This is a genomic window from Lutimonas saemankumensis, from assembly GCF_020171465.1.
GTDB classification, from domain to species: domain Bacteria; phylum Bacteroidota; class Bacteroidia; order Flavobacteriales; family Flavobacteriaceae; genus Lutimonas; species Lutimonas saemankumensis.
On sequence record NZ_JAIUZR010000003.1, the window covers coordinates 651,706 to 663,895 of the forward strand.

Below are 12,190 nucleotides of genomic sequence, written 5' to 3' on the forward strand. Positions count from 1 at the left end.
ACCCCTGTGGAAGACCGATTATTTTCAAGCATAAAAAAAGACTGTTGCGCAACAGTCTTTTTTTGTAGCGAGGAGCAGAATCGAACTGCCGACCTCCGGGTTATGAATCCGACGCTCTAACCATCTGAGCTACCTCGCCATAATCATTAAATAAGGCCCTAAAAGGCTATCTAAATTTAGAGTTTGCAAATATAGAAACAAATTTATTTACGACAAGTAAACCATCTAAAAATATTTAAATAAAATATTTTTTTTAGAAATAGATAATCTATATATTGCCTTCAAAAATAAATCAGGAATGTCAAATAAAGTAAGAATAGACTTGGAATTTCCGATACATGCATCGCCGAGTTTTTTATTCCAATACATCTCTACTCCTGACAGTATGGGAGAGTGGTTCGCGGACAATGTGAATTCACGTGGAAAGAAATATATTTTTATGTGGAACGATGTTGAGGAGGTTGCTGAAAGGATTGGTCAGAAAACAGATTCTTTTATAAGATTCAAGTGGGAGGAAGATGAGGATGACGATACTTTTTTTGAATTTAGGATTGAAGTAGATGACCTTACAAAAGATGTATCGCTTCTCGTGGTTGATTTTGCTGAAGAAGATGAAGTTGAAGAATCAAAAATGTTCTGGGAGAACCAAATTGCAGAATTAAAACACGTCATAGGAGGGTAGCTCCAATTATAAAGATTAAAAAAGCCTTGAGGAATCAAGGCTTTTTTTATTTTTGCCAAAAAATAATATGATCAACTGGGTTAATGTAAATACTGAACTTGTTGCTTCAGATTCGCTTTCACTGAGTTCCGGGAACAGGGCCTTTAAATATGGCGACGGGGTTTTTGATACGATAAAATTCAAGAACAATACACTTTTATTTTTGGAGGATCATTACTTTCGCCTGATGTCATCCATGAGGATGATGAGAATGCGTATTCCAATGAATTTTACTCTTGAATTTTACGAAAGTCAAATCCTTAAAACCCTGGAAGCAAATCATCTAAGCGCAGAAGCAAGAATACGGGTTACTGTTTATCGGAAAAATGGAGGGCTGTATACTCCTGAAACCAATGAGATAGATTTTCTGATTGAGGTAAAAGAACTAATAAGCCATGTTTTAGACTTTGTAGAGGTGGAGTTGTTTAAAGATTACCCGGTAACTTCAGGCCTTTTTTCTACCATTAAGACCAACAACCGAATGCTTAATGTTTTGGCAAGTATTTTTTCCAAAGAGAATGGTTATCAAAATTGTTTTCTCATCAATGAGAAAAAGGAGCTGGTTGAAGGGGTTAATTCAAATGTTTTTTTGATCAAGGGCCAGGAAGTTTTAACGCCCTCACTGGAGTCAGGATGTATAAATGGCATTGTTAGAAAAAAAATAATATCATTGCTGGAAACCCATGAGGAGTTTCAGATCAGGCAAACTTCAATTTCTCCATTTGAATTGCTCAAGGCAGATGAGGTATTTCTTACTAATTCGATTCAGGATATTATATCGGTCGATAAATACAGGAAAAAATCTTTTAAAAAACAAAAAACCCTTGAAATTCAAGAGTTGTTTTTAAAATTAAATACAAAATAAATCTAGTTCATTCCAGGGTCCTTGGGAGCATTTGCCCAAAGCGTGTAAACCCCTCCATATTTAAGAAGTTCATTTTTCCAGAAATTATTTGGATTTATAGTGAACAGGTTCTTAAACTTGTTTTCTACAATTAACCATGAGGTAGTTTCAAGTTCTTCTTCCAGTTGCAAATGGCTCCAGCCGGAATATCCCAAAAAGAACCGGATATCGTGTTTTGACAAGATATCATCTTTGAGCAAAGACTGGATGGTCTCAAAATCACCTCCCCAAAATATTCCATCCGCAATTTCTATACTGTCAGGAATCAGCTCGGGTACCTTATGAACAAAATAAAGATTATCTTCAGAAACGGGCCCTCCGAAATATACTTTTAGCGATGAGTCAATTTCTGGAATCAGATCACTTATGATATAAGGAGAAGGCTTATTAAAAATAAAACCAACAGATCCGCTTTCGTTGTGTTCAGTCAGTAAGACCACAGAACGATTAAAGGAACTGTCGCTGAGAATAGAGGGTTCTGCCACGAGCAATTTCCCTTTTGTTGGTTTTAACGTTGTCATAATAAAATAGTTGTGATTACAATGTACGAAAAATAAACAAATAAAAAAACCCTCTAAAAAAGAGGGCTTTCTATATTGTGCGTTTGAACTTGATTAGTTCACTGATTCTTTTAATTCAGAACCTGCTTTAAATTTGACAACTTTTCTTGCAGGAATTTTGATAGTTGCTCCAGTTTGTGGGTTTCTTCCGTCTCTGGCAGCTCTTGTAGAAACTGAAAAAGATCCAAAACCTACTAATGATACTCTTCCACCAGTCATCAATTCGCCTGTGATGCTCTTCATCATTGCGTCTAATGCTTTCCCGGCAGCAGCTTTTGAAATCCCAGCGTTAGAAGCCATTGATTCGATTAAATCTGATTTGTTCATAATTAAAAATTTAAAATTGGTTAAATATTCATTTTTTGCCTTTCAATAGCACAACAAATATAGATTTTATAAGGGTTTACACAAGTTTTGGCTCATGAAACCACTATTTTGTTAATAATTAAACTCAATTTGTTAATAAACCCAGTAAAATAAGCGCATTAAAGAGCCTAATTACCTATAAGTATTGTGTTTAGATCATCTTACTGCCTTCTGAAAATATATAACCATTAAGTAAACTTCGGGCATCCATTCTTTTTTTGCCTGCCAGCTTCAAATCAAGTATTTCAATGAAACCATTTTCAACAGCTACTTTAAGATTTTTTTTCGAGGCGACGATCACTCCTTTTTCCAGGTCATGCTGCTCAGTGATTATTTTGGTTTTATAGATTTTTAATTCAATTTTCTTCTGATTATTTTCGAGAGTGCTCCAGGCTCCAGGATACGGGCTTAAGCCCCTGATATGATTGTATATGTCATTCCCCGATTTGGTCCAGTTTATTCTGGAATTGTCCTTGTTCAGTTTAGGAGCGGATTTGTAGTCTCCCTCTCCCTGAGGAATTACTTCTAGGGAACCCTTTTTAATGAGCTCCACGGTTTCAATAACAGCGTTGCTTCCCAAATCCATAAGAATGTCATGTAAATCACCGGCAGACATTTCCCGGGAGATGTCAGTTTCTTTCTGCAGTATTACTGATCCGGTATCAATTTCTTCATTGATAAAAAATGTGGTCACGCCGGTTTTATGTTCCCCATTAATTATGGCCCAGTTAATTGGGGCCGCTCCTCTGTATTGGGGGAGAAGGGAAGCATGAAGATTAAAAGTTCCATATTTTGGCATGGCCCAAACCTGTTTAGGAAGCATTCTGAACGCCACTACAACCTGTAGGTCAGCATTGAGATCCTTGAGCTTACTTAAAAAAGCAGGATCCTTAAGATTTGTTGGCTGAAGAATATTGAGTCCCTCAGAGATTGCATATTTTTTTACTGCAGATTCATTGAGTTTTCTTCCCCTGCCTGCTGGCCTGTCCGGTGCCGTTATTACCCCAACAACATGGTAACTTCCCTCCACCAATGCCTTTAAGGAGTTCACTGCAAAATCCGGAGTTCCCATGAATACGATGCGCAATTCTCTCATTTTTCTATGTAAAATTTATTCTGCAAATTTAAGGCAATGAGCCCTTTTTCTCTCAATAGATGAAGCGGTTTTACAAGAGTTTTTTTGTCCATTTTCAAGAAACCTTCTAATTCGTTAAGGCTCAGTGATGGATTCTTGTTTAGAAGTGTTATTATTTTGTTTGATACTTCAAAATAATTTGTTACACCTCTTTTCTTTTTATTCAGGCAAACATCGCATCTTCCACATGGTTTTTCGAGTACTTCATCAAAGTATTTCAATAACTGAATCTGCCTGCAAACAAAATCATTATGAATAAAACGAAGAACAGACTTCAATTTTTGCTCTTTGGCCTTGTTTCTCGAATTGATATGACCGCGAATTGATTGATAGACAAAATTATCTTCTCTGGGCCATAAGAACCTCAGATTATAGTTGATTTTGGATTTTTCATAAATCAGTACCTTGTCATGGTCCATTTGATTTAAAGTTTTAATAACCATAGCCTTATCCACATTCAACCTTGCGGCAAGAAAAGTTTCATTAATGTTAATGAACTGATCAAAGATGCCTCCATAGCTTCTGAGAAGCAATTCAAGCAAACGAGATTTTGGATGATTTTCTTTTTGTATTTCGAGTAGCTTTTTTGATGATTCAATGATTTTTACCCTTGAAAATCGCTGTCCCTTATGATCGTAAATAATGATATCTTCTTGCTCCAAATACATCAAAGCATAATACACTTTCATATAAGGAATCCGATAAGCCTGAGCAAAATCCTGAATGTCAAAATCAAACACTTCATCGGGTTGTTCCCCGGTGACAATCTGATAATAATCGTTAAGTTTTTGGTAAATGGTTTTGGTTAATTCCGGTGTCAATGTTGAAGCTTCTTTCATTTCCTTGCTCCTGAGAATGCTGTTTTCATTATAGAGCATCACGGTATGGGAAGGCTTGTCATCTCTGCCGGCTCTACCGATTTCCTGAATAAAATTCTCCAGGCTGTTAGGGATGAACAAATGAATGACCATCCTGACATTAGCCTTGTCGATTCCCATTCCAAAGGCATTGGTAGCCACCATAATTTTTATCTGCTCTTCTTTCCACAAGGCAAGGGCACTTTCTTTTTCATCTGTTTTCATACCTCCATGATAAGAACAGGTTTTAAGATGATTCGCATTCAATAATCTGGCAATGTCTATAGTTTGCTTGCGGGTCCCAACATAAACTATGGCAGGTTCATTATTGTTTTGAAGAAGCTGAATAAGATTGTTCCTTATATCCTCTGTTTTTTTTATTTGAATTATAAGGTTTTCCCTTAGATAAGATCCTTTAAATGATTTACACTGATCTAATTTTAGGTTTTTAATTATGTCCTGTTGAACAGATCTTGTTGCTGTTGCTGTCAGGGCAATTTTAGTAGTATTCGGAAGGAGCTTATCAAGGACCGGTATTTTCAAATACGCGGGTCTGAAATCATGGCCCCATTGAGAAATGCAGTGAGCCTCATCTATGGCTATCAAATTGACAGGTAACTGAGCTATTTTTTCCTGTATCAGTTCAGATTGAAGTTTTTCCGGTGACAGATAGAGGAATTTGTAGCCACCATGCATAACATTGTCAAAAGCTATGATTGTGTCATGCCTGTTTAACTTTGAGGTTAGGGCTATGGCTTTAATTCCCTTTTCCTGGAGGGCAGAAACCTGATCCTGCATCAGAGCAATCAAAGGTGAGATAACAATACAAACTCCTTCATTCATTAAGGCAGGAAGCTGATAACAGATCGATTTGCCTCCCCCGGTTGGGAGCAGGACGAAACAGTCAAAACCTTGAGCCACAGAATTCACAACAGCTTCCTGCTGGCCTTTAAAGCTGTTAAAACCCCATATTTGTTTTAAAAGGTCAAGTGCGTTGCTCATTGAATATTTAAAGCTCGTTTAATATGAAATCCACTCTTTGATCAATATTGCCTTCCGGTACAACGATCACCTTGTAGTCCATGTCCGAATAACAGGCCCTTAAGTGATCATAAATCAATAAGGATTGTTCAAAGGTTTCATATCGTTCATTATCCGTTTGGTAAATTTCTCTCCAGGGAGGCATCATAAAAACAAAATTATACCTGAATTCCCTGCTTCTGGACTTGAAAACGCCAGGATAAGCAGTACCTGAATAATCCATATAGCCATGGATGTCCGGAATGCCGCGATCAAAAAATACCTTTTCACTACCTGATTGTTCAGCCTCTCTGTATTGACGTATTCTTCCTTCGAGCAGTTTTTGACTAAAAAGCAACGGCTCATTCAAAAATAACTGCTCAATACCTTCCTTTTGAGCTGCCCTGGTTACTGTTCGTGATATTTCCGGCATACAGGTAAACTTCAAAGTGGCAAGCCGATCGATGACCGATGATTTTCCTGTACCGGGTCCACCTGTTATTACAATTTTCAGCTGTTTCAAAAAATGAGCATTTTTCTTTTAGTGAATTCCAAAATTAAGAAAATAATAGTTGTAAATTTGGACACTTAAAATTCAATATTGTCAAAGATGAGCAAAGAGTCTGATTTTTATGAAAAGCTGAGAAAAAGCCTGACGGAGACAACTGAGTTCCCAACCAAATACATGTATAAATTTATTATTCCCAGCGAGGATAAAAAGTTTAAACAAATTGAAGGAATTTTTGATAATTTAGGGGCCGTTATCAATTCAAAACCTTCAAAGACAGGGAAATATACCAGCTTAACTATCTTGGTAAAAATGGAAAGCGCAGAAGATGTAATTATTAAATATCAGGAAGTTTCAAAGGTTGAGGGCGTAATATCTTTGTGATATTTTTAACAATCCATTTAAAAAATATAAAATATTTTTGACCGTTTTATTCTACTCAAAAAGTAAGAGGAATCCATTAAAAATGAGATTTAACAAGTTAGTGATCATCATTCTTTTATTTGCGTTGAACCCGGTTATGGCGCAGGATGAGAAAAAAATACTTTTTTCTGTTGATGGAGAGGATGTTTATAATGCTGAGTTCATTCGAGTCTATGAGAAAAATAAAGACATTGTTGTTGATGATGATCAAAAGGACTTCGAGGATTATTTCAATCTTTTTGTAGATTTTAAGCTAAAATTAAAGCAGGCAAGAGAACTTTCTCTGGATACCATATCTTCATACAGAGAAGAATTGGCCAAATACAGAGAGCAGCTTGTTCAGCCTTATTTACAAAACCCTGAGGCCACTGAAGAACTCATCCGGGAGGCTTATGAAAGGACTCTTCAGGAAGTAAATGCGAGCCATATATTGGTCCGTTTAGAACCGGATGCAATTCCTGCCGACACTTTAAAAGCCTTTTTAAAAATTACGGAAGCAAGAGCAAAAATACTGAATGGTGCCTCTTTTGACAGTATAGCACGCATTTATTCAGAAGATCCATCCGTCAAAACAAATAATGGAAATTTGGGTTATTTCAGTGCATTTTCAATGGTATACTCCTTTGAAAATGCAGCTTATACAACCGAAAAAGGAGATGTTTCTGAGCCTTTTAGAACACGATTTGGATACCATATTTTAAAGATCAATGATAAAAGAGAATCACCGGGAGAGGTGCAGGTAGCGCATATCATGATCAAAAAAGACAGTACCGTTTTAAGGGACCCAAAAGATCAGATAGATCAAATCTATATGAAATTGGAAAGAGGTGATGATTTTGCCTCAATGGCCAGGGAACAGTCCGATGATTTAGGATCTGCAAGAAAAGGTGGGGTTTTGCCAAAATTTGGAACAGGTAGAATGATAAAGTCGTTTGAAGAAGTTGCTTTTAGCTTGCAGGCCGAAGGTGATTTTTCAGAACCTTTTGAAACCCAATATGGCTGGCATATTTTGAAGCTGTTGAAAAAGTATCCGATTCCCGATTATGAAGAGCTTTATCCGAAACTTGAGTCTAAAGTCAAGAATGGAAGCAGATCTTCTTATGTAGAACGGTCCCTTGCTGAACGAATTGTGAAGGATTACAATTATGTCACCTTTAAGAGTAAACTTCAAAAACACAATTCTATTGAAGGATTTGAACAAAGCGAGGACACGTTACTTCGTATTGAAGAAAAGTATTTTACCGGCAGATCTTTTTACCTTTATGGAAAAGATATTAAACAAAAAGGCATGGAGGAAATCTATGATGATTTTTGTAATAAAATGGTGATCAATTACTATAAGGAAAACCTGAATGTTACCAACAAAGAATTTGCCTTGACCTATCAGGAATACAAGGACGGTTTGCTGCTTTTTGAATTGCTGCAAAGAGAAATCTGGAAGAAATCCGAAACGGATTCAGCAGGGCTTCAAACGTTTTTTGAGTCGAACAGGTCAAAATATACCTGGAAGAAAAGAGGTAGTCTGGTGATGGCGAGTTGCACGCGTTTAGAAAAGGCAGAACTTGTCAGGAGTCTTTTGATGCAGGGAGAGTCAACGGCTTCCATCAAGGATAAAGTAAATGAAGGAGCTACCATCCATGTTTTATTTAGTGAAGGTAAACTGGAAGAGGGGAGTTCTAAATTGCCCAAGGGATATGTTCTCAAGGAAGGAGTTTCAAAGGTGTATGAAGAGAATAAGGATAATTTTACAATTATCAGGGTAGATCATCTGTTTGGGCCACAATGGAAGACACTAAGTGAAACCCGGGGAGAGGTGATGAATGATTATCAAAAGTATCTGGAGGATAATTGGGTTAAGGCTTTACATCAAAAATATCAGGTTAAGGTCAACCACAAAAATTATAAGGAACTTAAAAATAGATTTTCCAAATCATGAAAAACGGTAAAATTCTATATCTGATGTTGCTTGTTTTATTATCGGCTTGCGGAAAAGCAGATCCGGAAGTGGATGCAGTTGCCCGAGTGGGAGAAAAATTCCTGTCAAAGCAGGAATTGGCCGAAGCTATGCCCCAGGGACTTTCAGAAGAAGACAGTTTGCTGTTTAGAAATAATTACATTAAAATGTGGGCCACTAAAGAATTGCTTTTGGATAAGGCTCGTATCAATGTAGCAGATGACAACGGGGAGATAGAAAATCTGGTAAAAAATTATGAAAAAGAACTTCTAATCGATAAATACAAAAAAGCACTTTTACAACAGGAACTCGATACGGTCATCACTGAAGAGGATATGGATGAATACTACGAATCCAATAAAAATGTTTACCGATTAAACGAAGAACTAATCCAATTAAAATATATTTACTTTAGTAATGATCTCAATGACAAGAAGGAAGTAATAAGACTTTTTAAGTCAGAAGATAGCGAAGATCTGCAAACCCTGATCGACAGAGAGCTGGAATTCAATTCATTTTCTTTTAATGATAGTATTTGGGTAAGCTTTAAAGATGTGGAAAATAAATTATATTTTCTTCGGGACGAAAAAAAAATAAAAAAGGATCAATTTATTCAAAAAGAAGATTCATTAGGAGTATATTTGCTGGCTGTTAGGGACATACGAAAGCGCAACGATATTGCTCCCAAGAATTATGTCCTTCCAACGATCCGGCAAATGATACTGCATAAAAGGAAGTTGGAGCTGATGAATGAGATTGAAAAAACATTAATGGTTGACGCGATCAACAAAAAACAATTTGAAGCGTATTAAGATGAAAAGATTTATAATGATTGCCTTATTGATTTCCTGTTTTCAGGTCTTGGCTCAGGAAAAGGTAAAGATTGACGGTGTAGCAACGGTTGTTGGTGATAATATTGTGCTGGATTCAGAGATTGATGCTTTTAAACAGGAGTTGATTCAGCAAAGCGGGGGACAGATCGAGATTTCTGATTGTGAAATGCTGGAGCAGATCATGAACAGAAAATTGCTGGCCCATCATGCGGTAATCGATAGTATCGTTGTCAATGAAGGTGAAATCCAGCAGCAGGTGCAGCGTAAAACAGATTATTTTAGCCAGCAGCTGGGTTCTCAGGAAAAAATGCTTGAGCTTTATGGTTTTGATAATCTTAAAGATTTAAAGGATGAACTTTACCGAGTGGAAAAAGAAGGCCTTTTGATTCAGAAAATGCAACAACAGTTAACGGCTGATATCGACATCACTCCAGAGGAAGTAAAACGATATTACAACAGTTTGGAGGAAGAAGGAAACCTTCCGGAAATTGGAGCCGAAATAGAACTTTCTCAGATTGTTTTGAATGTGGAACCCACAGAAGAAGAAGTAGAGAAAACCATTGCCAGGTTAAAAGAGATAAAGAAAGAAGTTGAAGACGGAGGTAATTTTAAAATGAAAGCGATCCTGTATTCAGATGATCCGGGAGTAACTCAAAACAGCGGTTTTTATACCATTGAAAGAAACAGCCCTTTTGTTAAGGAATTTAAAGAAACCGCGTTCAGCCTGGAAGAGGGTGAGATTTCACAGCCTTTTAAATCTGATTTTGGGTACCATATCATGTTGTGTGAAAAAATTAAAGGAAAGCAAAGAGATGTATATCATATTTTAATGCAGCCTAAAGCGGATGAAGCTGCTGCGGAAAGTGTAAGAGATTCTTTGATCAAGTACAGACAACAGATTTTAAAACTGGAGATTCCGTTTGAAGAAGCTGTTTTAAAGTATTCTCAGGATAAAGATACCCGGTTGAGCGGAGGGGTTTTGATGAACCCCGAATCTGGTGATACCCATTTTGACCTCACCAGAATGGATCCGGATCTTTATGCTAAAGTAAGCGGATTAAAAGAAGGAGAAATCAGTGATGTTTTTTTGGATGAAACTCGTCAGGGGTTAAAAATGTACAAAATACTTTTATTGAAGAGCAGAACAGAAAGCCATACGGCGGATCTTGTTCAGGATTATGTGAAGATCATGGATTTGGCGCTTCAAAAAAAGAAAACGGAATCTATTGAGAAGTGGTCCGAAGAAAAAATCCAGGATACGTATGTGAACATCAATGATTTTTATTCAAAGTGCGAATTCAAAAGTAACTGGAGTAAAAGTCAATAAGCATGTCTGACGTTGCCAAAATAGATAAGCTTGTTCAGAGCTACTCGCTTTTAAAGCAGGAAATAGGAAAGGTGATTGTGGGGCAACATGATGCTGTTAATCATGTATTACTTTCGGTTTTATGTGGAGGGCACTCCTTACTGATTGGTGTTCCGGGTTTGGCAAAAACCCTTTTGGTCAATACGGTAGCACAGGCACTGGGACTGGATTTTAAAAGAATACAGTTTACACCCGACCTGATGCCTTCGGATATATTAGGAAGTGAAATTCTTGATGAAAGCAGGCATTTTAAATTTGTAAAAGGACCGGTATTTGCCAATATCATTCTGGCAGATGAAATCAACAGGACGCCACCTAAAACCCAGGCAGCTCTTCTAGAGGCCATGCAGGAAAAATCTGTAACCGTGGCGGGCCAGCGTTTTGATCTGGATTTGCCGTTTTTTGTTTTGGCCACCCAAAACCCAATTGAACAGGAAGGTACCTACCCGCTTCCCGAGGCGCAGCTGGACAGATTTATGTTCTCTATTTATCTGGACTATCCTTCTTTTGAAGAAGAGGTGTTTGTCGCGAAAAATACGACGAACGATGAAAATGCTATAGTCAACCCCGTTTTTTCTAAAAGTGACATTATAGATTATCAGCATCTGGTCAGAAGAATTCCTATTGCAGATAATGTGGTAGAATACGCCGTAAGGGTCGCATCCCGGACCAGGCCTAACAAAGATGAGGCTCCGGATATTGTTAAAACATATATTGATTGGGGTGCAGGCCCCAGAGCTTCCCAAAACCTTGTACTGGGCGCTAAGGCCTATGCCGCGATACACGGTAAATACTCCCCGGACATTGCAGATGTCCAGGCTGTGGCACATGGAATTCTGCACCACAGGATCGTGAAAAATTACAAAGCAGAGGCTGAAGGGATTTCCGAGACCCAGATCATTAATGCGATACTTTAGGTTAAGTGCTGGAAAACAGTCCTTTACAATACGATTTTCTTATTCATTAAATAATGTGTAATTGTACTTTGTATAAACAATTATTTGTTTGTATATTTGCACGCCTTTTGAACGAAAATCAGATTATCAAAAGGTGAAGCAAAATAAGTATTCATTTCTCTTTGCGTTCTAATCGTTTAAAAATCTGAAGAACAATAAGATACAAGGTATAAGACATTATGTCGAAACTACAGGAAAAAATTGAACTATACACTGGCGCTGCCGAAAAGCTGGGTATAAAATTAGATGCGGATCTTTTTAAATTAGTAACCAAAGGACTTGGTCCTTCAATCTACAAAGAGGACGCAGAACTGGTTTCATCGTCAAATAAAGATGAACTTGAAACCATAAAAAAGAACTTCCTTATTAAGAAACTGGGACTTGAAGCAAACGATGAGGTGCTTGACGGTGCAATTGCAAAGGCAATTGAAACACTTGGATCAGGCAATAAGAAAAAATATCGTGCGCTTTTTTACTATTTGTTAGTGAAAGAAACAGGTTCAGAATCTTTTTACGAAGCTGCTAAAGAGGCTCCGGCAAAAGAAGAGAAGGAGGTAAAATCGGAAAAAGCAGAAAAAGAAGTTGCA

General features: G+C 37.3%; 12 protein-coding genes, 1 tRNA gene and 1 pseudogene. 8 read left to right on the top strand and 6 right to left on the bottom strand.

Features of this window, described 5'->3' with window-relative positions:
• Positions 1-65: 65 nt before the first annotated feature.
• Positions 66-139 (bottom strand) — tRNA-Met (locus LCM02_RS04395).
• Between the two features lie 159 nt (positions 140-298).
• Here LCM02_RS04395 and LCM02_RS04400 point away from each other — a divergent pair.
• Positions 299-682: an START-like domain-containing protein gene (locus tag LCM02_RS04400; RefSeq protein ID WP_224927112.1), complete on the top strand. Its 384-nt coding sequence runs from the start codon at positions 299-301 to the stop codon at positions 680-682.
• A 67-nt stretch (positions 683-749) separates the two neighbouring features.
• A complete protein-coding gene (locus LCM02_RS04405) occupies positions 750-1,586 on the top strand; it encodes an aminotransferase class IV (protein ID WP_224927113.1) in 837 nt (278 codons plus the stop codon).
• Between the two features lie 2 nt (positions 1,587-1,588).
• Here LCM02_RS04405 and LCM02_RS04410 read toward each other — a convergent pair whose 3' ends face one another.
• From LCM02_RS04410 to LCM02_RS04430, 5 genes are all read right to left on the bottom strand, one after another.
• Positions 1,589-2,146: a YqgE/AlgH family protein gene (locus tag LCM02_RS04410; RefSeq protein ID WP_224927114.1), complete on the bottom strand. Its 558-nt coding sequence runs from the start codon at positions 2,144-2,146 to the stop codon at positions 1,589-1,591.
• Positions 2,147-2,239: 93 nt separating this feature from the next.
• The gene (locus tag LCM02_RS04415; protein ID WP_224927115.1) at positions 2,240-2,512 is read right to left on the bottom strand and encodes an HU family DNA-binding protein; all 273 of its coding nucleotides are present in this window, start codon (positions 2,510-2,512) and stop codon (positions 2,240-2,242) included.
• Between the two features lie 190 nt (positions 2,513-2,702).
• Positions 2,703-3,647: a methionyl-tRNA formyltransferase gene (fmt, locus tag LCM02_RS04420; RefSeq protein WP_224927116.1), complete on the bottom strand. Its 945-nt coding sequence runs from the start codon at positions 3,645-3,647 to the stop codon at positions 2,703-2,705.
• Entirely contained in the window at positions 3,644-5,545 is a 1,902-nt protein-coding gene (locus LCM02_RS04425; RefSeq protein WP_224927117.1) for a RecQ family ATP-dependent DNA helicase, read from the bottom strand. Before LCM02_RS04425 ends, fmt begins: the two co-directional genes overlap by 4 nt.
• 7 nt (positions 5,546-5,552) lie before the next feature.
• The gene (locus LCM02_RS04430) at positions 5,553-6,086 is read right to left on the bottom strand and encodes an AAA family ATPase (RefSeq protein WP_224927118.1); all 534 of its coding nucleotides are present in this window, start codon (positions 6,084-6,086) and stop codon (positions 5,553-5,555) included.
• Positions 6,087-6,173: 87 nt separating this feature from the next.
• Between LCM02_RS04430 and LCM02_RS04435 the strand changes: the two genes are divergently transcribed.
• The 6 genes and pseudogenes from LCM02_RS04435 to LCM02_RS04460 all read left to right on the top strand — a co-directional run.
• Positions 6,174-6,455, top strand: coding sequence for a DUF493 family protein (locus LCM02_RS04435; RefSeq protein ID WP_224927119.1), 282 nt, complete (start codon positions 6,174-6,176; stop codon positions 6,453-6,455).
• 82 nt (positions 6,456-6,537) lie between these two features.
• Complete coding sequence (locus tag LCM02_RS04440) at positions 6,538-8,430, top strand: peptidylprolyl isomerase (RefSeq protein WP_224927120.1); 1,893 nt, start codon at positions 6,538-6,540, stop codon at positions 8,428-8,430.
• Positions 8,427-9,260: a hypothetical protein gene (locus tag LCM02_RS04445; RefSeq protein ID WP_224927121.1), complete on the top strand. Its 834-nt coding sequence runs from the start codon at positions 8,427-8,429 to the stop codon at positions 9,258-9,260. Before LCM02_RS04440 ends, LCM02_RS04445 begins: the two co-directional genes overlap by 4 nt.
• Before the next feature lies 1 nt (position 9,261).
• Complete coding sequence (locus LCM02_RS04450; RefSeq protein WP_224927122.1) at positions 9,262-10,608, top strand: peptidylprolyl isomerase; 1,347 nt, start codon at positions 9,262-9,264, stop codon at positions 10,606-10,608.
• A gap of 2 nt (positions 10,609-10,610) precedes the next feature.
• Positions 10,611-11,564, top strand: coding sequence for an AAA family ATPase (locus LCM02_RS04455; protein ID WP_224927123.1), 954 nt, complete (start codon positions 10,611-10,613; stop codon positions 11,562-11,564).
• Between the two features lie 218 nt (positions 11,565-11,782).
• Positions 11,783-12,097 (top strand): annotated as a pseudogene (locus LCM02_RS04460) (DUF2853 family protein); the annotation flags it as partial.
• Positions 12,098-12,190: the final 93 nt, after the last annotated feature.